Annotated in this window: 17 protein-coding genes and 2 tRNA genes; 9 read left to right on the plus strand and 10 right to left on the minus strand. The window is 38.8% G+C overall.

Annotated features, from left to right (window positions below; translation table 11 throughout):
* Nucleotides 1–17: 17 nt before the first annotated feature.
* Nucleotides 18–1,145 carry a radical SAM family heme chaperone HemW gene (gene hemW, locus ABFU83_RS13065; protein ID WP_347066535.1) on the minus strand — a complete coding sequence of 376 codons (1,128 nt, stop codon included), beginning with the start codon at nt 1,143–1,145 and terminating at the stop codon, nt 18–20.
* Between the two features lie 8 nt (nt 1,146–1,153).
* The gene (gene ruvC / locus ABFU83_RS13070) at nt 1,154–1,708 is read right to left on the minus strand and encodes a crossover junction endodeoxyribonuclease RuvC (RefSeq protein ID WP_136402086.1); all 555 of its coding nucleotides are present in this window, start codon (nt 1,706–1,708) and stop codon (nt 1,154–1,156) included.
* Between the two features lie 23 nt (nt 1,709–1,731).
* Here ruvC and ABFU83_RS13075 point away from each other — a divergent pair, with 23 nt between their 5' ends.
* Together ABFU83_RS13075 and ABFU83_RS13080 are read left to right on the plus strand one after the other, a co-directional pair.
* Nucleotides 1,732–2,676 carry a hypothetical protein gene (locus ABFU83_RS13075; RefSeq protein ID WP_347066537.1) on the plus strand — a complete coding sequence of 315 codons (945 nt, stop codon included), beginning with the start codon at nt 1,732–1,734 and terminating at the stop codon, nt 2,674–2,676.
* Complete coding sequence (locus tag ABFU83_RS13080; protein ID WP_347066539.1) at nt 2,664–3,806, plus strand: glycosyltransferase; 1,143 nt, start codon at nt 2,664–2,666, stop codon at nt 3,804–3,806. Before ABFU83_RS13075 ends, ABFU83_RS13080 begins: the two co-directional genes overlap by 13 nt.
* Here ABFU83_RS13080 and ABFU83_RS13085 read toward each other — a convergent pair.
* A complete protein-coding gene (locus tag ABFU83_RS13085; RefSeq protein ID WP_347066541.1) occupies nt 3,784–4,266 on the minus strand; it encodes a hypothetical protein in 483 nt (160 codons plus the stop codon). The two genes, ABFU83_RS13080 and ABFU83_RS13085, sit on opposite strands and share 23 nt — an antisense overlap.
* 91 nt (nt 4,267–4,357) lie before the next feature.
* Between ABFU83_RS13085 and ABFU83_RS13090 the strand changes: the two genes are divergently transcribed.
* Nucleotides 4,358–4,858: a DUF456 domain-containing protein gene (locus ABFU83_RS13090; RefSeq protein ID WP_347066543.1), complete on the plus strand. Its 501-nt coding sequence runs from the start codon at nt 4,358–4,360 to the stop codon at nt 4,856–4,858.
* Between the two features lie 43 nt (nt 4,859–4,901).
* Here ABFU83_RS13090 and ABFU83_RS13095 read toward each other — a convergent pair whose 3' ends face one another.
* The 4 genes from ABFU83_RS13095 to ABFU83_RS13110 all read right to left on the minus strand — a co-directional run bounded on the left by ABFU83_RS13095 (nt 4,902) and on the right by ABFU83_RS13110 (nt 9,995).
* The gene (locus ABFU83_RS13095) at nt 4,902–6,344 is read right to left on the minus strand and encodes a T9SS type A sorting domain-containing protein (RefSeq protein WP_347066545.1); all 1,443 of its coding nucleotides are present in this window, start codon (nt 6,342–6,344) and stop codon (nt 4,902–4,904) included.
* 113 nt (nt 6,345–6,457) lie between these two features.
* Complete coding sequence (locus tag ABFU83_RS13100; protein WP_347066547.1) at nt 6,458–7,921, minus strand: sigma-70 region 4 domain-containing protein; 1,464 nt, start codon at nt 7,919–7,921, stop codon at nt 6,458–6,460.
* 11 nt (nt 7,922–7,932) lie between these two features.
* Nucleotides 7,933–9,399, minus strand: a complete 1,467-nt coding sequence (locus ABFU83_RS13105) for a tetratricopeptide repeat protein (RefSeq protein WP_347066549.1) — start codon at nt 9,397–9,399, stop codon at nt 7,933–7,935.
* Between the two features lie 407 nt (nt 9,400–9,806).
* Nucleotides 9,807–9,995: a hypothetical protein gene (locus ABFU83_RS13110; RefSeq protein WP_347066551.1), complete on the minus strand. Its 189-nt coding sequence runs from the start codon at nt 9,993–9,995 to the stop codon at nt 9,807–9,809.
* 478 nt (nt 9,996–10,473) lie between these two features.
* On the opposite strand from ABFU83_RS13110, the gene ABFU83_RS13115 reads away from it, so the two are divergent.
* Nucleotides 10,474–11,190: a S24 family peptidase gene (locus ABFU83_RS13115; RefSeq protein WP_347066552.1), complete on the plus strand. Its 717-nt coding sequence runs from the start codon at nt 10,474–10,476 to the stop codon at nt 11,188–11,190.
* A gap of 303 nt (nt 11,191–11,493) precedes the next feature.
* Here the strand turns inward: ABFU83_RS13115 and ABFU83_RS13120 are convergent.
* The 3 genes from ABFU83_RS13120 to ABFU83_RS13130 all read right to left on the minus strand — a co-directional run bounded on the left by ABFU83_RS13120 (nt 11,494) and on the right by ABFU83_RS13130 (nt 12,943).
* Nucleotides 11,494–11,570, minus strand: a tRNA-Asp gene (locus ABFU83_RS13120).
* A 283-nt stretch (nt 11,571–11,853) separates the two neighbouring features.
* A tRNA-Asp gene (locus tag ABFU83_RS13125) sits at nt 11,854–11,930 on the minus strand.
* A gap of 86 nt (nt 11,931–12,016) precedes the next feature.
* Complete coding sequence (locus ABFU83_RS13130; RefSeq protein ID WP_347066553.1) at nt 12,017–12,943, minus strand: DUF58 domain-containing protein; 927 nt, start codon at nt 12,941–12,943, stop codon at nt 12,017–12,019.
* A gap of 366 nt (nt 12,944–13,309) precedes the next feature.
* Here ABFU83_RS13130 and ABFU83_RS13135 point away from each other — a divergent pair, with 366 nt between their 5' ends.
* From ABFU83_RS13135 to ABFU83_RS13155, 5 genes are all read left to right on the plus strand, one after another.
* Nucleotides 13,310–20,596 carry an RHS repeat-associated core domain-containing protein gene (locus ABFU83_RS13135; protein WP_347066555.1) on the plus strand — a complete coding sequence of 2,429 codons (7,287 nt, stop codon included), beginning with the start codon at nt 13,310–13,312 and terminating at the stop codon, nt 20,594–20,596.
* Entirely contained in the window at nt 20,596–21,222 is a 627-nt protein-coding gene (locus ABFU83_RS13140; RefSeq protein WP_347066557.1) for a hypothetical protein, read from the plus strand. Before ABFU83_RS13135 ends, ABFU83_RS13140 begins: the two co-directional genes overlap by 1 nt.
* A 39-nt stretch (nt 21,223–21,261) precedes the next feature.
* A complete protein-coding gene (locus ABFU83_RS13145) occupies nt 21,262–21,891 on the plus strand; it encodes a hypothetical protein (RefSeq protein ID WP_347066559.1) in 630 nt (209 codons plus the stop codon).
* A gap of 166 nt (nt 21,892–22,057) precedes the next feature.
* On the plus strand, nt 22,058–22,399 hold the full coding sequence (locus tag ABFU83_RS13150; protein WP_347066561.1) for a DUF1493 family protein: 342 nt from the start codon (nt 22,058–22,060) through the stop codon (nt 22,397–22,399).
* Nucleotides 22,400–22,448: 49 nt separating this feature from the next.
* Nucleotides 22,449–22,973 carry a hypothetical protein gene (locus ABFU83_RS13155; RefSeq protein WP_347066563.1) on the plus strand — a complete coding sequence of 175 codons (525 nt, stop codon included), beginning with the start codon at nt 22,449–22,451 and terminating at the stop codon, nt 22,971–22,973.
* The last annotated feature ends 55 nt before the right edge of the window (nt 22,974–23,028 follow it).

Here is a 23,028-nt window from a genome sequence, read left to right on the forward strand (position 1 = left end):
CTTTTTAAACGGTATTTTTAATCCACAAAAAACAAGTCACTCGCAATACCATCGCTAAAGAATTTTCCTTCGCGGGTTGTTCGCAAGATGTTGTTTTTCAGTTCCAGTTTTCCACTATCCCGATACTGCTGTGCTTCCTGTAAAAGATAGTCTTTATAAACCGGGCCAAATTCGGCTTCAATACGGTCAATCGATACGCCCCAGATGGTTCGCAATCCGGTCATCACATATTCGTTATAACGGTCGGTTGGTGTTAATGCTTCGATTTCCAACGGCAGTTTATCTTCTGCGATAGTTTTAATATACAAAGTATTATTAGCGATATTCCAACTGCGATGGATTCCATCATAACTGTGTGCCGAAGGACCAATTCCCAGGTATTTTTTACCCAGCCAGTAGGCTGAATTATTTTGCGAAAAGTAGTTTTCCTTTCCAAAATTGGACAATTCGTAATGCACAAATCCATTTGTTTCCAACTGATCAACTAACAATAAAAACTGCTCGTGTGCCACCGCATCATCCGGTTGCGGTACAATTCCTTTTTTGATAAATTGTTGTAAAGCGGTTTTAGGCTCGACCGTTAGTGCATAACTCGAAATATGCGGAATACCTAAATCCAACGCCTGTTGAATGTTTTCAAGCCAACGCTGATTGTCCATTCCCGGTGTTCCGTAAATCAGATCAATTGAGATATTGTCGAAATATTGTGTCGCAATCTGAAGGCATTTTAAAGCTTCGGTTGCATTGTGCGCCCGGTTCATCAATTTCAGATCCTGTTCAAAAAACGATTGGATTCCGATACTTAATCGATTGATTCCGTTTTCCGACAACGCGATAATCCGTTCTTCCGATAAATCGTCAGGATTAGCTTCTACGGTGATTTCCGGGTTATCCGCCACGTTAAAAAGTTCGTAAATCGTATCGATAAGTAAACGAATATCCGTTATGGGTAAAATGCTCGGTGTTCCGCCGCCAAAGTAAATGGTTTCCACCGTTTCATTACCCAATTCTTTTTGACGGAGTTGCAGTTCGCGAACCAATGCGGCTATCATTTCATCCTTTTTCTTTAAAGAAGTTGAAAAATGAAAGTCGCAGTAGTGACACGCCTGCTTACAAAACGGTATGTGGATATAAATTCCTGCCAAAACGAATGTTATTTTTTTACCCGATCTTCATTTTGTTTTACAAAAGCATCCCAACCGGAATAACTCTTACCAACGGTCACTTTTCCGGAATTAAAAAAATGACAAACGGCAGCCGCCAAACCGTCGGTACTGTCCAGGTTTTTCGGCAATTCTTTTAATCCCAGTAATTGTTGTAACATTTTAGCCACTTGCTCCTTACTCGCATTTCCGTTTCCGGTAATCGCCATTTTGATTTTTTTCGGTTCGTATTCCGTGATTGGAATCTGACGGGACAAACCTGCCGCCATCGCCACACCCTGCGCTCGCCCAAGTTTTAACATCGATTGGACGTTTTTTCCAAAAAACGGTGCTTCAATTGCGATTTCGTCCGGATGATGGGTTTCGATCAACTCGATAGTACGTTCAAAAATGATTCGCAGTTTAGTATAATGATCATCGTATTTGGACAATTGCAATTCATTTAATTGTAAAAACTCCATTTTTTTATTGATAACCTTTATCAAACCGAATCCCATGATTGTGGTACCGGGATCAATTCCTAATATGATGCGTTCGTTTGCCAATTTTAATTTGTTATTTTGCAGCGATGATTTCTGTATCCCACAAAGCTAAACAATTCCTCGTTCTTGTAGTCAAACTTTTGATTGTAGGCGCCGCTTTTTATTTTATTTACAAGCAATTGATGCAAAATGACCAACTCGATTGGGAAAAATTCATCACTTTAATACAAAGTAAGCAGACTTTTGGCAGTATTGCCTTAATCCTGTTACTGACGTTTTTGAATCGTTTTCTGGAGATTTTAAAGTGGCAAAATCTGGTTTCGGTAATCCGTCCGGTTTCCGTTGGCGAAGCCTCAAAACAGGTTCTGGGCGCCTTAACCGCTGCGATTTTTACACCAAACGGTATTGGAGAATATGCCGGAAAGGCCTTGTTTTTTGAAAAATCACAGACTAAAAAAATTGTGTTTCTAAATCTGATCTGTAACGGGATTCAGATGGTTTTAACTATAATTTTCGGGCTTTTCGGATTGCTGTATTTTAATGCTTCTTTTCAGGTAATCACCTCGCAAACCGTACTAATATTGTTCGGCTCTCTACTTGTCTTACTTGTGGTTCTTTTTCTGGCAAAACGCATCACCATCAAAGGCTATTCTATTGAAAAACTGATCCATAAAATAAACGAAATCCCAAAATCCGTACATCGAAAAAATATAGTGCTGGCGATTGGTCGTTATCTGGTTTTTTCGCATCAATATTATATTCTTTTCCTTGTATTCGACGTGAATCTACCTTATCCCATCCTAATGGCTACAATAACCAGCGTGTATTTTCTGGCGTCGTCGCTTCCAACGTTCCAGTTTCTGGATTTTGCGGTAAAAGGTAGTGTGGCCTTGTATTTTTTTGGTTTGTTGGGTGTGAACGAATGGATTGTCGTTTTTATTAGTACCTTGATGTGGTTTTTAAACGTGGTACTTCCGGTTATAATCGGTAGTTATTTTGTTTTAAATTTTAAATCCCAATGGAAATCCTAATCCTTCTTTTTTGCCTGATTTTTATCGATTATGCACTTTTTATCGGCTTACTCATCTACGGATCTGCAAAAGTAAAATCCTTTGATAGTAGCCCGAAAAAGGCACAAACTTCTTTTTCGATTGTGGTTCCTTTCCGGAATGAAGCTGCGAATTTATCGGACTTATTAGCGTCATTTGCCGTATTGGATTATCCGAAAGAATTGTTCGAAATTATTTTTGTGGATGATGCTTCCGAAGATGAATCAGTTCGTTTGATCAATACCTGGCGTATGGAACATACCGCTTTTCATGTGACGATACTGGACAATGTTCGTACCACAAATGCTCCCAAAAAAGATGCCATTACCCGCGCGGTTTCCATTTCAAAAAAAGATTGGATTGTGACCACCGATGCCGATTGTCGTGTTCCTTACCAATGGTTGTTAACCCTGGACAAATGCGTTCAGCAACAAAATCCTGCAATGATTGCCGGAGCGGTTAACCTGCCAAAAGATCCCGGATTGTTGTCCCATTTCCAACAGATGGATATACTGAGTTTGCAGGGCGCTACTTTGGGCAGTTTTGGACTTAACGAAGCCTTTATGTGTAATGGCGCCAATCTGGCTTATCATCGTCGGCTATTTTCCGAACTGGATGGCTTTAATGGAAACACCAATATTGCCAGTGGAGATGACGTTTTTTTACTACAAAAAGCCATTGCGCACGATCCGGAGCGGGTATTTTATTTAAAAACCAAAGCGGCTATCGTTCAAACGAAACCGCTAAAAAGCTGGAAGGCAGTTTTCTTACAACATGTGCGTTGGGCATCTAAATCCGGGGCCTATCAATCGGATTTTTCAAAAGGACTGGCGTTTGTTGTTTTCCTTGCCAATTGCTGTCTGTTAACGGTACTGGTACTTGCCATTACGGAGCAAATAAGCTGGTTATTGCTGTTAGGCTTTACACTTCTAAAATTTACAGTCGACTGGATATTAATATGGCAAACGAACCGTTTACTTGATATGAAGATGACTTCAGTATTGATCAGTAGTATTATCTATCCGTTTTTTTCGGTTGCTGTTGCCTTGTTTTCCCTTAATGGTTCCTATTCGTGGAAAGGAAGGATGTTTACTTCTCTACGTTCAAAATAACCGGAAGTATAAATTGTGTTTTCACCGGAACGCCTCTTTTTATCGCCGGATTGATCTTTGGAAAATCGACCAGACGGTTGTGTAGAATACTGTCTATTTTTACTTTATCATAGGCCACACTGTCTTTCGGAAACTGTGGTTCAAATTTGATGGTCGCGTCCGGGAATACGGTTACTTTTACCGCGATGGTATCAATTTCGGGATATAAAACCGCCAATGTATCGATGTTTAGTTTTTCCTGTATGGTTTGTGTGAGGTATTCGAAAAAACATTGGCGTCGCTGGGTTTCATCGGAAATCGCTTCACAGGCATCGATGGTTGGGAAAGCATCCACTTTTTTCCAGTCGATCTTTTTAAGTTCTTTTTGTAGTAGTTCGTCTTCCGATTGTACTTTTTTATCAGAAAACTGACAGGAAGTTATCGCCATTACTATAAAGAATAAAAGCCAGTGTTTTTTCATTTTTTATGTTTCTTAAAACAGGTTTCTAAATCCCGCTGTTCTTTCTTACAATGATAAATCGTAACTTTAAGTCGTCAAAAGTACTAAAATTATGGAATACTTCTTACTAATAACGGGTTTGATCTGTATGTTGGTTGGGATACTCGGTAGTTTCCTTCCTGTTTTACCCGGGCCACCAATTAGTTGGGTCGGATTGTTATTACTTTACCTGACCAAAGGCATTCCGTTTAGTTACTGGATTTTGGGTATAACGCTATTTGTAGCGGTTGCTGTCGCCATATTGGACTATGTTATTCCTGCCAAGGGCACCAAAAAATTCGGTGGTAGTCAATATGGTGTTTGGGGAACCAATATCGGGTTAATCATCGGACTTATCGCTCCTATTCCGCTGGGTTTTATTATCGGACCATTTGTAGGCGCGTTGGTTGGTGAATTAATTTATGACAGCAAAGACCATCACCGGGCTGTTAAAGCTGCTACCGGTTCTTTTATCGGTTTTCTGGCTTCCACTTTTATCAAGTTTGTGGTTTGCATGGTTTACCTTGGTCTTTTTCTAGCCAAAGTATGGGATTATCGCCATATCTGGTTTTAAATTTACTACTAAACCTGTCAGGCCTTTGAGACCTGACAGGTTTTTAATATTTGGCTATTTTCTGTCTTAAAATTCCTTTGTCCGTATAAATTACCGCCATATATAATGCCGTAGGTAGTTTTTCAACCGATAGGGTTTGTCCGGATTGTTGTTGTACAACCAATTTACCCCGGCTATCGTATACTTCAATTTTTCCAACCATCGTCCCGTCCGGGACCTGTATGTTAATCGTGTGCTGTGCCGGGTTTGGATATACGTTTACAATCTGCGTCTTCGGATCGGCAACCGACAGCATATTGGTCTGGTTAATGTATAACTTTGTCAGGGTTCCCAATGGCGAATTCTGCCCGGTAATTATCAGATCCATATCGTTATCATTATCTATATCTGCAAAAGCCAAGGCACTATTATTCATCCCGATAAAAGGCATATCCGTAGCCATTGTAAACTCGGCATTTCCGTTATTGATATATAAATCGGCTCGCATATTGGGGTTTCTGTAACCGGTGATCAACACATCTTTTAAGCCGTCGTTATTCACATCGGCAAACTTCACATCGCCATATTGTGCTCCGATAAAAGGGGTATTCGCTTTTAATGTAAAGTTTCCGTTTCCGTCGTTCCGGTATAATTTTGCGACTTTGCCATATAACGGATCTGCACCCATCATCATCAGATCGAAATCACCGTCGTTATCAACATCTTCAAAAACGGCTCCTCCGGTAAAAATCGGTTCAATTCCCGGGTTATTTACTTTGGTAAAAACGCCTAATCCGTTGTTTTTATATAAAGCCATTTTGATCTGATTATCTGCTCCATCCATTCCGGTTAGCAGCAAATCCGGGTCGCCATCACCATCGATATCTGCCATTGCGATGGACGAATACATCAGATTAATTTTGGCGGGTATATTGGCATTGGCTACTGTAAAACTACCATTGCCATCGTTAACATACAGATTCGTAACAGCCACTCCTCCTCCTTGCCCGGTCATAATCAGATCCGCATCACCGTCGTTATCAATATCCTGAAACAAAACCGCACTCTGACTTACGGCTTCCAAACCCGGATTTGCTATTTCCGAAAACAAGCCGGCTCCGTTGTTTCGGTACAATTTTACTCGGGTTCCGTAGTTTCCGGCTGGTGTCACCACTTCGGTTATTCCGGTAATGAGTAAATCCTGATCGCCATCCCCATCGATATCGGCAAAAGCGGCAGCACCTTCCCGGATAACCATTAAATCGGGATTATCGGATAACGAAAAATTTCCTTGTCCGTCATTCAGATATAAACTGGAACGCAATGCATAACCGCCATCGGCGCCACAAAGCAATAAATCCGCATTCCCATCACCATTTACGTCGGCAAAAGCGACCGAGCTATATTGTACATTGATCAGGTTCGGCATTTCCCGGATCGAAAATTCCTGCGCCTGTACTATACTGAAGGCAAGCACGAATATATTCAATATGTATTTTTTTATCATATTACTACTTTTTTTCTATTCTATATAAAAATAAAAAACATAAAAGCATAAAAATCAAAATAATACACATTTCAAACAATTATAACAAATTTACCTTTCTATAATAATTTTCATTATATCATTTCAAACCAATGTTGCTCTTCTTCGCTAAAAAACTCTTTAATTTTCTTTCGGATTCGATAGATCCGTGCCTCCACAGACCGTACCGAAACATCGGTAATAATAGCAATTTCTTTTGTCGAAAATCCCAGTTTCCGCATGGCTCCTATTTTTAGTTCCTCTTCTTTTAACGATGGCTTTAGTTCCAGTAAACGTTCGTAAAACGGCATTTGTATGATAGCAAACTGTGGCAGAAATTGCGGATCGTTCTCGACTCCCAACTGTACAACTTTTTCGATTGTTATCTCATCAATATTTTGTACTTGCTTTAAAAAAGTTTCTTTACGCTTTAATTCTTGTTCCGTACGTTTCATTGCCAATTGCTCATCCTTCATTTTTTTACAATACCAAAATATGCGTCCCACCAAAAACAGAATAAAGAATATTACAATACACAGACCTGTTACAGTTCCCATTCTACTTTTTTTAAATTGCTGTTCTGTATTTTTAACGACCATTTTTACCGGTATTTCACGAGCAGTTGTTTTGTTTTTTTCCAGATGATTGCTTATTTTATGACCTTCCAAAAAACATTGCACCGCTTTTTCTTCCTCTCCTGTTTTTTCATACAACATCGATAATCGGTGATAAATAAGCGTCTGCAGCTCCTTTTTTTTTAATTGTTTTGCCAGCAATAGTGTTTTTCCGTAATACGCAATTGCGATTTCACTATTCCCTTTGGCTGCTTCGAGTTTCGCTTTATTTCGGAGAATTTTCATTTTTACTTCGGTACCATCAGTCGATTCTCCCAGAGCTTCTGCTTTTTTAAGATACATCTCCGCCAGATCGTATTGTTGTTTTTCCATACATAGCATAGCCATCCCGGAGGCTACCAGCGATCGATCGACATTTTTGACCGGGCCGGTTTTCATTCTACTCAACATATTATCGCTGTTTTCATAATAAACCAACGCCGAGTCCTGTTTTTCCATTCGCTCATAGTAATGTGCCATATCGCTAAAAACTACTCCTTTTTCATGATACTGCTTATTTTGGTCCCGAATATCCAACGTAAATCGCATTGCTTTCTGCAACATTTTATACACCTGATATTCGACACCCAACAAACGATAACATTCTGCTTCCATCCGACAGGCCTCACACATTATTTCACTGTAATGCTGTCTGCTTGCAATAGCCTCGCTTTTGGCCGCATACTCCAAAGCGGTATCATACTGCTCCAATGACAACAAACCTTTTCCTGTTAACAGCAGGCTATTCGCCATTCCTTTTTTATAATTGATTTCCTTTGAATAATTATAACACTTAAAACTTGCTGGCAATACCTTATCCGGTTCTTTACCGACCATCTGATCGATATCTTGTATCATTTGATCAATTTGCAACTCGGTATAGCGCTGTGCAAAAACTGAACCGGATAGCAGTATTATCATACTGTATAAAAAAATCTTTTCCATTGTCCTCCCTTTTAAAATTCCTGAAACCACTCATAAATATTCTTATCCTTTGGAATATTAAATTTCTTCCGTAACCTGTATTTTCTGGATTCTACTGCCCGAATCGTACTTTTTGTATATTCGGCCATTTGTATCGTAGTATAATTTAATCTGATCAAGGCACAAAACTTCATATCATTGCCCGTTTCCGAATTATATACCAACAAACGGTCGTAAAAATCCGGATAGAGTTTTTTAAACTCGATCAGAAAGGCCGGATTCCCTTCTTTCACCAGTCGTCTCAGTGTTACTGTCGTGCCAACCTCGAGATTATTCTTCTTTTTTATCTGGTTCAGATTACTTTCGTTTTTTTGCAATCGCCCTTCTATTGCTATTTTCTCTTCCAGCAGTATTATAAATTTTTTGTGATCCCGGAACAATTTTGTAGTGCCCACCAGAATAATGAGTATACAAAGCAACAGTATCAAAAAATATACTAACGAACGTTCCCTTATTTCCTGTTGTTTTTCTTTTTCAAAAAAACGCAGGGCCACACTGGCATCTTTTCGATACATTTGATGAAGACTATCGCTATACAATATGTATTGTTGCCGGTAATATCGGCAACTGTCTGTTTTTTTTAAGTTCTGACAAACTCTAAACAGTTCATAATACAACTCTTTTTTACAGGTTATTTTACGTTCCCGCTTTACGATATCCAGTGCTTTCTGAAAATATTGTTTTGCCTCATCTATTTTTCCTTCCGTATTACTTTCTATCCCTTTGTTATAATAAAAGTCTGTTTTTCCCAAATTATTTTTCAGCTGACCTGAATACAATGCCGCTGTTTTTAAATACTGTCGTGCTTTAGCCGGATGTCGCTGTTTTCGGTAAAAAGATGCGATTTTCACCAATACCCAAAAAGTATATTGCGGTTTGAGCGGATCCGAATCTTTCATTTTCTGAAATAACTGTAAACCTTTCTGATAATATTCGATGGCTAGATGCGACGTAACATTACGTTCGGCATAATTAGTTCCCATATCTGTATATACAGCTCCCAGCAACGGTATGTTTTTGTCGCCTTTTAGTTTTAAAGCATAAGTCAACGCTTCCTGCAGTGTTTTATCGGCTTCTTCATAAAAACCCATCCGAATGAGGCTCCTGGCCTTAATTCGCTTTAATTTCACACTGCCATCACCCTTCAGAAAAGGCTCTTTTTTTTCTGCTTTAGCAGCAAATAACAGGGCTTGTGCATCGTTTCCATTTCTGATATAATGCTCGCAAATCCACAATGTTCCCTTTAAAATCCCAGGATTATAAGCGGTTTGTTCGGCATAAGTAATTGCCTTTATAGCCGCGGTAAATGCCTGTGGCGATGCGATGGCATCCAAGCGTATTGCTTTTTGAAATAAACTATCGAATTCCGCCTGTTTAGACTGACTATATACCAACGGCAAAATCCCGAGTAATCCTAAAAAGAAAAGGCTATATTTCATACAAGATCATTCCTAATTTTTTATAACACATAACAATAACTTCGACAAATCGAAGTTATTTTGAAATTTATTGAGGGGAGGTGTTATTAAATCTAATTCCTTTTTTTAGGAAATACGGAGAAAATGTTCAATGCCATTATTTAGCCAGTAGGCCTTATAAATGTAAGCGTTATTCTCTATAGTTTCGGCCTACATTAAAAGATAAACATCCAACATTTCAAGTACAAAAATACAATTTTAAAACATATACACTATATATATGTTATTTTTTTACATATAAAAACAATAAAAAAACATTTTGTTTTTTTTAGCTGCGTGCTTTCCAAAATTAAAACCATAAGGACACACTTTTACTGTGCTACAAAATATTTATCCTATACCACAGCGATTTTAAAACACGCTTTTGATTAGCTTTCTTCCAACAGCTTGGTAATCGCTTTACTAAGATTATTATACTCTTTTCTCAATTGATCAGCCGTTAAGTTCTTTCGATCGCCTCGTAAACACTGACGAATATAATATCCTGTAAATCCATATTTCTCTGAAAGCCTGTTAATTACAAGAACATTATACTTGTTATACTTATTTTTTTTCATAACTTTGTATATTGATTTTTTGTTTTATACAGAAATGCCCATACACTAACTTCATTCTAAATATAGCAAAAATATTCTAACAAAAAAAGAACATTGTTTGAGAAAATCTTTTAATTGCGAAGTCAATACAGCCCAATAAAGAAACAATCCGATATTACATCTTTTCTGTTCCTATCGCCATTAAACAAAATACCCGTTTACAACAGAAAACCCTATCCGGATTAAAACTTCAATATGTGCAACCACAAAACAATCATATAATACAATCGCTATAGCTACTACTTCATTCATTTAACATATGAGTTTCAAAAAAAGAAACCGCAACAGCAACCTTATCTAAAAATCAAACCACCGCAAATAATTTTATTTTTTTTTTATAACTTTACATATCAACTTCTTAGTTTCAAATAAGGAAACTAAAACCCAAGTTACCCACTCCAAAAAGCTACAACCTAACACTAAACCTAATATTATACATATGAAGCCTATAGAACGTGTCAAAGAAATAATCCGATATTACGGTTTATCCATCAGTGCTTTTGAAAAGAAAATCCATATGTCCAACAACTCTATTCAGACTGCTATCAAACGAACTGCCAGTATGAAAGACGAGACTTTGATTCATATCCTGACGACTTTTCCCGATATTTCACCCGAATGGCTATTACTCGGTAACGGAAAAATGTTCCGAAAAGACAATGTGTACGAGAACACTAATTCCAACTCTGCCGCAAACGAAAACCGTGATACTTATCCCACAGTGGAAAACAATATCAATTTCGACTGTGTATCCTTTAAAAACACCGCTTTAATCCCGTTGATTACCGAAACGGCTTTTTCCAAGATTAAATATAAAGCTCTGATCACCACTGATCACGTTCTTGAAAAATATCACGTCCCAACTTTTAAAGATGTCGACTTTCTGGTTAGCGTAAAAGGAAATTCCATGAGTCCAAAATACAATAGCGGTGATCTGGTTGCCTGCAAAAGAGTCCCAATGGACAGTTTCCTGCAATGGAATCACATTTATATTATAAGCACAACACAAGGATTATTAATCAGACGGGTTCTCGAAGGAAAAGATGAAGACCACATTTTGATCGTTTCCGAAAATCCGGAATTCCTGCCTTTTCAATTACACAGGAAGGAAATAAATGCTATTGCCATCGCCACCGGTGTTATCCATACGGAGTAACAGTTGCAAAAAATGAAACAATATCAAATAAAAAAGCCTCCAAATAGTGTCTAACTTTTTGGGGGCAGTTCAAAATAAAAGGCTTCTTTTTAGTTTCAAATACTTTACTATAAACCAATTTCCAATCGGATGCACGTGAAGTGAACTCACTACCTCCCTCTAAATGATATACTTCAAACGTTCATCCGGATTCATCATAACCTCTTTATAAACATCCAAGTGATCCGAATCAATGATACAAACGTAATACATCAAATAAAAGATACAAAAAAAGCTTCCCGATATGAGAAGCTTCTTTTTTACTGGCGGTCTGGACGGGACTCGAACCCGCGACCCCATGCGTGACAGGCATGTATTCTAACCAACTGAACTACCAAACCAGTGCTTTATTGCGGTTGCAAATATAGAACGTTTTTAATGATTTGCAAACATTTTTTAAAGAAAAAATCATGTTTTTTATAACTCCCTGAACACCAGTATTTATAATAACTGAGACTTACAAAATCAAAAAAGCCCTCCCGAATCTGAGCACTCAGAAACATAGGAAAGCTTTTCATTGGTCTAACTACTAAACCTGGTACTTGCGTACCTAAACAACACAACTAATCTTAAATATTTTAAGAGGGCAAAAAAGCCTTTCTCTTCGAAAGGCTTCCTCTTTACTGGCGGTCTGGACGGGACTCGAACCCGCGACCCCATGCGTGACAGGCATGTATTCTAACCAACTGAACTACCAAACCAGTGCTTTATTGCGGTTGCAAATATACAACCCTTTTCCATTTCTCCAAACAAATTCTAAAAAAAAATCAGAATTAATTTCAGATTACTACCCAAACTTTTGTTTTTCAACCAGGTAGGTAGTCATTATTTTTTCAAATTTTTCGTCAACCGAAACCGGAACATACTTAATTTTATACTGCGTACAGGTATTTGCTACTCTTGTAAAGTAATCCTGAACCAATTTTTCGTAATCATTTTTGACATTTTCGGCAAAAAGATTGATCTCTTCACCGGTTTCAAGATCAATAAATTTCCGTGGGGCATTGTCAAAATCGAATCGAAATTCTGTTTTTTTATCAATTATATGAAACAAGACCACTTTATGTTTATTGTGTTTTAAGTGCTGCAAGGCTTTAAACAGACGTTCGTCCTCTTCCCCCTGAAACATATCCGTGAATAAAATCACCATTGATCTTCTGTGAATCTTTTCCGCTATCTGATGTAAAAAGGTGATCGTATCGGTATTTTTTGACGATTTTGGCGCTTGTAAAACATTTTCCAGTACATTGAGCAACATCCGATGATGACGCTCACTACCTTTTTCGGGAGCATAGTATTCGTAAGTATCCGAATAAACACTTAACCCTACCGCGTCGCGCTGCTTTTTAAGCAGGTTCATCAATACCGCGGAGGCCAATACCGAAAATCCAATTTTATTCTCGTAAAACAACTGTTCTTTCCCTAATTCCGGATAATGCATCGATGAGGAATTATCGAGTATCAGGTGACATCTCAGGTTGGTTTCTTCTTCGAAACGCTTGGTATACAAACGGTCGGTTTTGGCAAATAACTTCCAGTCGATATGTCGGGTGCTTTCACCGGGATTATAGACTTTATGTTCCGCAAATTCGGCCGAAAATCCATGAAACGGGCTTTTATGCATCCCGGAAATAAAGCCTTCTACGATCTGGTTGGCCAAAAGCTCCAGATGCTGAAAACTTGATATTTTTGCAATTTGATGGTCAATCTTCATACTTCCAAAGATAATGAGATAATTGAATGCTTTTCTATTTTAAAAAAGCTTCTTTTAAAATTTAAGACACGAAATCAAACCCTTTTTACTTTTTACAGTTTTAAAAGACATCGCGACAACAAAAGACAAACAGTCACTTTAGCCCGAATATAAGTCAAATCCTGTTTTAACGGGTACATCTGTACTATCGCATACCTTTTAAAACAAATTTTTAATACTTTAATAATCCAATCGCTTATTGTCACTCTATCAAAGACGGCCATTTCGAGTCCGATTATAGAGCCGCTTGTTTTTACAGTAAATCTCCCCTAATTCCCCAAAGCCCCGGAATAACTGATCGCCCCCCATAATTTGAAACCTACTATGATGAGAAGATTACTATTGCTATGGACGCTTATTTATTCTATTTTGGTACCGGCGCAACATTTTCACGACACTCAGGGGAAGCTGGAAATTTCCAACGCGGGACAAGCGACCTATACCTTGCCCATTGCCATGCCGCCGAGTCTTAAAAACACAGGGCCGGTGATCAATATCGTATATCAAAGCGGTCTATTGGGAGGAATCGCCGGACAAGGATGGAATATCAGTTCTATTTCGGCCATTACCCGAATCGCAAGTCGAACCGATTTGGACGGTTCCCGTGAAGGGGTTCATTTTGACAGCACCGATAAACTGGCATTAAACGGCCAACGGCTACTTGTGGTTTCCGGTGAATATTGGCAAATCGGTTCTGTTTATCAAACCGAAACCCAATCCAACCTTAAAATCGAATTACAACGAAGCGGATTTGGACTCTATTTTATAGTGACTGCACCCGATGGGTCGCGTTCCTGGTATGGTAATTACGACAATAACAGTACTGATCTTTCAGCATTTTATATCCGCCGGTATGAAGATCCGCTTGGAAATTACATCACCTATCGCTATACCAAGCCTTTTGCCAAAAGTTTATGTATCAGCGAAATCCGGTTTAGCGGCAATACCCATGGTCTGGCTCCTTTAAACAGTATTCAATTTCATTATAAAAAAGCACAACGAACAGAGTCGGCTTATGCCAGAGGACAAAAACTCGAAAAAATAGCACTTTTGTCCCATATCGAGGTCAAAACCAATAACCAATTGTTTCGGAAATATGAGTTTACCCATATCACAGATCCTCAATTGGGGTATGAAAAGGTATCTCAAATTCAGGAGTTTAATGGCGCCATGGAACCCGCTAATCCGGTAATCTTCGAATATGAAAACACACAAACTCAGAATATCGGATCAGAAATTCTAACGTCTTATCAGAATAATCTCGATTTTAGCGCTATAACATTGAGCGGTGATTTTGATGGCGACGGTCGATTGGATTTTATAACGAATAATAATAAAATTTACACCAAATTATTTGAGGGCAATAGTTCAACCCCTATTACCTTCTCCTATCCAAATCTTTCCTCAGGAAAATTTACCGCCACTACATTACATAACGGAAAACTCAACCCTTTTCAATCGATTGTTTCCTTATTATCCGATTTAGAAAGTGTTACTTTCCATATTTCCAACTTTAACGGCGCTTCGCGATCATTAGAAACAGCCTATCAAAAAGCCATTGCCTTACCCAACTTCGGCTATTGCACTTCCTCTTGTCCCAGTAGCCCCTGCCATAATCAAACATATATAAAAGATTCCAACAAATATCTTGAAGGCGACTTTAACGGTGATGGAATATCAGAGGTATTAATAATTGGTTATGAAGAGTCTACAAAATACAATTTTACACCTGGAAATCCAATGCCATTTCCTCACTGGGAGGGCCCTTGCAAGAAAGTCATTCAAAAGAATCCAACACCAAATTTAGCCCGAATTCTCGATCTAAATCCAAATAGTTCTACAACCCTTGGTACAAAAGGATATATCGAATTTACTAATTCGAGATTATTTGAAGGAGTTGGTATTCACACTATGGACTTTAATAGCGATGGAAAAACCGACGTCCTAATTATTAAGAATGACAAAACCTATAAGGTGATTAACTTTAAAGAGCTTACTCAGGCACCTTGGTTGGAAATTGAAATTCTGGGCGAAGGCACTTTGGATTCTTATTCACCATCCAAACAAATCCTCTTTGGCGATTTTAACGGCGATGGAAAAACCGATGTCATGTTGCCAAGAGCCAGTGGAAAGTATAACGAAACTAACGATTGGTGGGATATTTATTATAGTAATCCAAAACCCGATCACACTTCCTTTTTCACCATGGAAACCTTCCGTATTGTCGACTACTGGCAGCATTCCGGCATGCATTTTAAAGATGGTATACAATACAGTTCGTATTACGTTCTGGACACCAATGGCGATGGAAAATCGGATCTGGTTCGGATCTGGCGCAATTATTACAAACCCAAATGGACCATTAATGATCACGATACCAACTGGAAAATCACCTCTTTTGTCAACAACATCGGAAAAACAGGCACCAGTGGCTTTACACTCGACTATGAAACACCATGTCAGAATTACGATAATTCCTGTGATCATCACAGTGATTCCCCGGATATGGTAATCCCAATTGTATCAACATACCGACACGGCATCAACAAGGAAATCCTTATGGTTCGAAACCACTACAATCAGGTTACCTATGTTAATTTCACCAAAGATGTTGCAAAAGACAATCTGCTTAAAAAAGTAACCACTGCCGATGGGGCTTTGGTGTATGAAATCGCCTATCAGCCACTCGATACTTCGGACCAAAATGACGGCTATGGAAATCCGGACGAATTTTACTCTTCTTCCCATAGTGTTTCCTATCCCAATGTCGAAATCAAACGATTGCCTTTTAACCGGGTCGTATCCCGATTAACTCATACTGTTGGTGAAATAACCCGCCATCAGGATTTTCGATACCATGGTTATACGGTTAATATACATGGTCTTGGCACTTTAGGATTTACTAAAACCGCCCGAAGCAGTTGGTATCAAAATCCTTCCGATTCCAAAATATGGAATGTTATGCACAACGATCCAACCAAAAGAGGATTACTGATCAATACCTATGCACAGCTACAACGCTCCGGAGCCGCTTTTTCGCTTACCTCCGGATCCAATATCCCAGAGAATGTGATCAGTAGTATGACTAACCAATATGCGATCACCACAAATAATAAAGTCTATACGCCTTTGCTTACCCGGCAAACCACAACCGATTACCTTACTTCGGTTAAAACGGTAAAAGACTATCAGTACCAGCCGGTATTCTGTTTGCCGGAAATTGTACGAACGCAAAATTTTTTGGATACAAGCTTACAGGGCGAAACGACCTTCGAAACCGAATACCAAAGCAATCCAAGCGGTGTCGGAAGCAACTATTATATCGGCAGACCGATAAAGACCATCGAAACTTCTTCCGCTTATAATGACAGGCATCAATCTGAAACGCTTTATACGTACCATTCTAATGGAACACTGCAAAAAATCCAGAAAAAACCGGTGGCCGAAAGTTATTATATAACAACAGAATTTGAATACGACGACTATGGTAATATAACACAGGAAACCCTGAGTGCTCCTGATGCATCCCCTACAGTAGCACCACGGGTTAGCGAATATACCTACGATCCATCTGGCAGGTTTATCATCAATTCCAGAAATATGTTGGATCATATCACCCTATATACGTATCATCCCTTATACGGAACGGTTCTCACCAAAACCGAGCCCAATCACATAACCACCACTTCGGTTTATGACAACTGGGGAAAGCCACTTTCGGCAACGGACTATCTGGATAATAGTACGCAGTATACGTACCTTAAAAACAGCGATGGTTACACCACACAAATCACCAATACCGATGGTAGCAGTAGTATATCCGTAGCCAATACGCTTGGTCAGCAGATTAAAAAGGGAATAAAACTATCCGATGGTCAATGGAGCTATATAGCAACTCAATACGATTTTCTGGGACGAAAAATAAAGGAAAGCGACCCCTTTCCGGATACGCCTTCCCTATGGACTACTTATGCTTACGACGCTAACGGACGGTTAATACAAACCACATTACCTACTGGTAAGATAACCCACATTACCTATGATGGCCTAACGGTAACTACCGACGATGGACGAAAAACCAGTAGTCTCACTAAAAATGCAAACGGACATACTATTAGCAGTACCGATAATGGTGGTACTGTTACTTATAACTATAACGCAGGCGGAGCCGTAACCGAGTCGGATTTTCAGGGTACTAAAATTACAACCCAGTACGACAATTGGGGACGAAAATCCAGCTTGAATGATCCTTCAGCGGGTCGATACGAATACTCCTACTATCCTTTTGGTGAAGTCAGGACTACCACTACTCCAAAAGGTAGCACAACACATACTATAAATCGGTTCGGTGTTACCGAGGAAACCCTGGAAGAAAACAATGACGGAAATTCCTATTTGAATTGGTACTATTATAATGCCGATCATACGCCGCAACGCGTTATCCGAAAAAACGTTCAAAATGAGAAAATCGTTCATAAAGAAGATTATCAATACGACCAGTATAGAAGACCACACCGTATAACTCAGGCAACACCTCATGCTACTTTTATCAAAGAACTCACCTACGATGCCTTTGGAAGAATCGACAAAGAAAAACAAACCGCTACCGTAAAAACCAATGGAAAAAACAGTTCCAAAACCTTCCGGTATACCTATCAGTTCGGGTACCGTCATCAGATACTGGATGATGCTACCGGACAGGCTTTATGGACAGCACATTCGGTAAATGCCCGTGATCAGCTTACACAGGGTGCTTTTGGCAACGGTCTCCATATCGGTAATCAGTATGATGATTATGGTTACATCCAAAGATCGGATACCTATCATCCAAACCGGAATACTTCCGCCGGACGACCTATGCTGAATCTGGTAACGCAATTCGATATCCGAACCGGAAATCTTACCGCGCGGAAAAACAATCTATTAAACCATTCGGCTACTTTTCAATACGATACACTCGACCGATTGGTACAATGGGATAACGAAACGGTTATGCTACACCACGATACTTTCGATCAGGCTATCGGGGAATTTGAACCCAAAACCTGTGCTACGCTTACAAACGAAAACGGAAGCCTGAAAGTAGCCATAACACCAAATTGCACTGGTATTAAAAAAGTGTTGCTCGCCAAAGCCAAAGTCGGTGATCAACTAAAAATCCGGTTCGATTTCAATAAAGGAACTACTCACATAACCCGTATTTCTATTTGGGAATACAACCCAGATAACGGTCAGTACTTTAAGTCGCCCAAAGATTATACAAGTAATGGAACCCAGTCTTTTGAACATACCGTAACGCAATATCCGGTTATCGAACTACACCTTGATACACTGCCTCTGGCCGGATCCTATCCTATGGTGTTTTTCCTTGACAATCTGCTGGTAACAATGGATCGCTCCGAAACACAACGATATGACAACCGTGGTCGTATTACCGAAAACAAACTTGGGCAATATAACTATACCGATACCGATAAAGCGTATCGAAACACTTCCATCGACCTCAACGCGGAGGATGCTTCCTACTACCAAAACCGGGAAGGGATCTTTAACGATGGGATGGAAGCGCAAAAAGGATGGTCGGATTTAGGGATCGGATGGAGTATCTTCGGTAAACCGATATACGACGATTCCAAGTCCAAAACCGGAAAATATTCCTTAAAAATTCATAATCCGACCGATAAATCACATACCCTTCATGCTGATCGTTGGATTCCAATTGACAATCCGCATGGCGCCTCTTATACTTTTTCCGGATGGGTATACAGCGACAGGCCCAGTTCGCGAATTCTTCTATTTATGAATTCCGAAACCGAAACGGGGTATTATACCATCGTGGCCGATACATATACCGAAACCACTAGCCAATGGGTGTATATGGAGCGAACCGTATATGTCCCATCCCACATTAAAAAATTAAACATTAGAGTGGACAATCAAGGAGGTGGCAATGTTTGGTTTGACGATATCCGAATCCGAAAAACCAGTAACCCGAAAACTGATTTGCGCCAGTTGAATGTTACCTATGATCTGTTTAAAAAACCCATAACCATTACCGAAACCGGTGTCGAAAAAGTAGCCTTTTCGTATACCGCCGATCATTTCCGAAATACCATGTATTACGGTGGATTGGAAGACCCGGAACAACAACCTTTACGAAAAGATTATGCCGCCGATGGCTCGATGGAAATTACCACGAACCAGCAAACAGGAGTCTCTACTTTTGTGTTTTTTGTAGGTGGTGATGCCTATACCGCGCCTGCTATTTTTAAAGATAACGGGCAAACCCGCAGCTATTATTACCTGCATCGGGATTATCAGGGAACGATCGTGGCGATCTCCAACCAAAACGGGAATTTTGTCGAAAAACGCCTTTTCGATCCTTGGGGGAAATTGCTAAAAGTTCAGGATGGACAGGATCATAATCTGGTCGGATTAACGTTACTCGATCGCGGCTATACCGGACACGAGCATATACAGGGTGTCGGGATTATCAATATGAACGGACGGATATACGATCCAAAACTCCACCGGTTCCTCTCGCCCGATAATTATGTGCAGGATCCCTATAATACGCAAAATTATAACCGCTATGGCTATTGTTGGAATAACCCGCTAAAATTTACCGATCCTGATGGAGAGTTTGTTTGGTTTGTCCCAGTAATTTTTGCAGCAGTAAATGTAGGAGTCGATTTATTGATCCATGATGGAAAAATGAATTTTGGTCAGATTGCGATGTCTGCAGGTATGGGCGCAGTGGGAGGTTGTCTTGGCGGTGGCGGTATTACAACAGTAGGGCAAGCCTTTCTTGCAGCTGGCATAAATCAAATTAATCGCTTTTTACCGAATATCCCAATTTATCAATCCGCTAATTTCAATCTTGGTATTTCTCCTATGATTGGTTTTGGTAGTAGCGGTTTCACTGCCGGAGGAAGTTTAAATGCTAGTGGAAAACTCAGTGACTTTGTTTGGAGTAGCAGTATAAGTGCCGGTTATAACTCCGGTATGAGTTCATTAGGGGAAGCCGCTGGCAATAGCTCCTATTTTGGAGTTGGAGGTTTTGCCGGTTGTAACGACGGCCATGCCAATTATGGTATTGGCCTGTCCAGTACTACGTTTTCCGGAAATACGGCACAACGAGTCGGCGCTATTAATTTTCAAATTGGTGATTTCGGGATTCGTATCGATGAAGATTATTTGCCTCACATTGGTGATAAACGTGATCGTTACAGAACAGGTGGTTTATTAGCCACTTATAAAATAAACGATGCCTTTACTCTGGCTATAGGAGGTAGCATGATGACAGGCGAAATGATGAAAGACATAACAATTCCAGAGTCTCATCCTAAAACTTATAATTACACTTTTGAAAAGACGCATCATTTAAGAGCCGGAACCTTCTATGGAGGAGTCATCAACAAAGGACAAAGTTTTTTTGCCGGTCATAACAGTGAAAAAAGACTTCACGATATTCAGAACTGGATACATGGGGGCGGCCTAAAAAGGACGATCGGAATAGGCCCTGTATTGACCCCGTATTTCTATGATTTTAAATTAAAATCCCGTATGTATAGTTACTTCGGGAGCTATCATCCATCTTATTTATATTACTAATGAAACATCTATTTATCTTACTATTAGCTACAGGTCTCCTTCTTTTTTATGGAAGTACACCTAAAAAAAGAAGATCATATATACCTGAAGTAGAAGTTATATCAGACACCAATAGCATCCGATTAAACGGCCTCTATAGCTTATACGACACTTTTAAAGGAGTTGACAGTATCGAAGCTTTTAAGAAGTTTATTTATCATAAACCCATACTTTTTTTAAAGAAGGGATATTTTATACAAAATACGTATTCAACTTATGATTCTATTATAATAGCCCGAACAAAAAGCAGGAAATGGATATTCGATTATGGAAAATACTATTTTAGAGACGATACCATCCATCTGGAAGGTTTATTTACTTTTTTAACAACAGGAATGGATAGAAGACAATATCTAGCAAATTATACCGGATATTTAAACCCAACAGGGGATACTCTTTATCTGAAGTTAGGCAAACCTTTCCCTAAAATTGACATGAAGTTAAATAGACATTTAGCCAAAAGAATTCGGGAAGCCCCCTACCAGAAATATATTTTTAAACCCTTACCCAAAGACGATGTTCCTGTTGATATCGATATTAAGGATCTTTTCCCAATCCAAAAAAAGAAAAAAAGAACCCGACATTAATCTCGCGTCTATTCATAATCCATCTTATTTATAGTACTAATGAAACATCTATTTATCGTAGTATTAGCTACCGGTCTCCTTATTTTTTATGGAAGTACAATTAAAAAAAGAAGATCATATATACCTGAAATCAAATCCACATCAGATACCACTAAAATGCAGCTAAATGGCGTCTATAGTTTATATGATATCTCAAAGGGAAATGACAGTATTGAAGCTTTTAAGAGATATGTCTACATCTCTCCGATTTTATTTCTAAAAAATGACCATTTCATTCAGTCTCCTCATTCTGACTGGGTAAATTCGAACTTAATTAAAGAAATAAAAAACAATAATGTAAGGTTAGACTATGGAAAATATTATTTTAGTCGTGATACCATTCATTTGGAAGGGCTATTTACTTTTTTCACAACAGGAATGGATTGGAGGCAATATCCTGCAAACTATACCGGATATTTAGATTCAACAGGCGACACCCTTTATCTGAAATTAGCGAAGCCTTTTCCTAAAATTAACATGAAGTTAAATAGACATTTAGCCAAAAGAATTCGGGAAGCTCCCTACCAGAAATATATTTTTAAACCCTTACCCAAAGACGACATTCCTGTTGATATCGATATTGATGATCTCTTTCCAATTCAAAAAAAGAAAAAAAGAACCCGGCATTAATCTCCTTATAAAACAAACAACCTTTTTATTGGTTCTACAAGATGACTATTCTGAACTGGAAAATAATTTCTCCTTATCCAAAGGGAACTAGTAACTTTATTAAAGAAAACAATAAGGATTCGAATGAATCCTTATTGTTATTTAGGGCTTGTCAAATAATCAATTCATGGAATCATTAGAAAATAGAGTCATTAATTTTTTCAACAAATGGGTCTTAAAAGATGATAAAATTTCATTAGACACAATTATTAATACTATAAATCTAGATAGAGAAGATGCTATATCGATATTCGAAGAATTCTTAACTGAATTTGATATAAAATCAGGATATGCTACTTTTGAGATTGATCGTTATTTTTATAAACTAACTTTTTGGGACGCTTTATTCATAAATATGTTTACAAAAAGAATCGAAAAGAAATACGCTAAAAAAACACCTATTACGATTGCACATATGATAGAAGTCACAAAACGTAAAGCATGGTTTGATCCAATAGAAAAATACTAGATTTTAAATTCGAAGTCTTAACGGGATTATCGGTGACGGAAATCTTGGCATGGTTGCTTTTGGTTCCGTTTCCGGTGTTACCGGAGCCTCATTAACCGGTGGTAATTTCTGGCAAGGTGCCGCAACCGGATTGGTAGTAAGTGGATTAAATCATGCGTTGCATAGTGGTGATACAGATCCACCGGGGAAGAAATCAAAAACACAAGTTAGAAAAGAAACCGTAAAACCGAGTTTTGCTAAGATAGTAGAAGTAGAAGGTAATACTTTAGGTGCCATTAACTTGGCAAGAAATTCTCCAATGGCAAAATTTGTTAGAGGAGGTGCACCAAAAGCTGCTTCTGTTTCAAAAGTACTCAAAGTTGGAGGTACTGGGCTAGGTCTGGCAGGAGTCGGGTTTGAGTACATGGATTATAGAAGTGGAAATATGTCAGGATTTGAATTTGGAGTGGATACTATTTTTGCATTAGCCCCTATGATTTGTCCCGCTCTTGCTCCTGTTTCATTAAGTTATTTTGCAGGAAAAGCTATTTACGAATATTCTTCTGGAAACACAATGTTTACTAAACCAAAATAAGGATGCGAATATACAATTATTTATTATTCAGACTATATGATTATTACCACCGTGT

The sequence above is a fragment of the Flavobacterium sp. WV_118_3 genome (assembly GCF_039778605.1).
Classification (GTDB): Bacteria; Bacteroidota; Bacteroidia; order Flavobacteriales; family Flavobacteriaceae; genus Flavobacterium.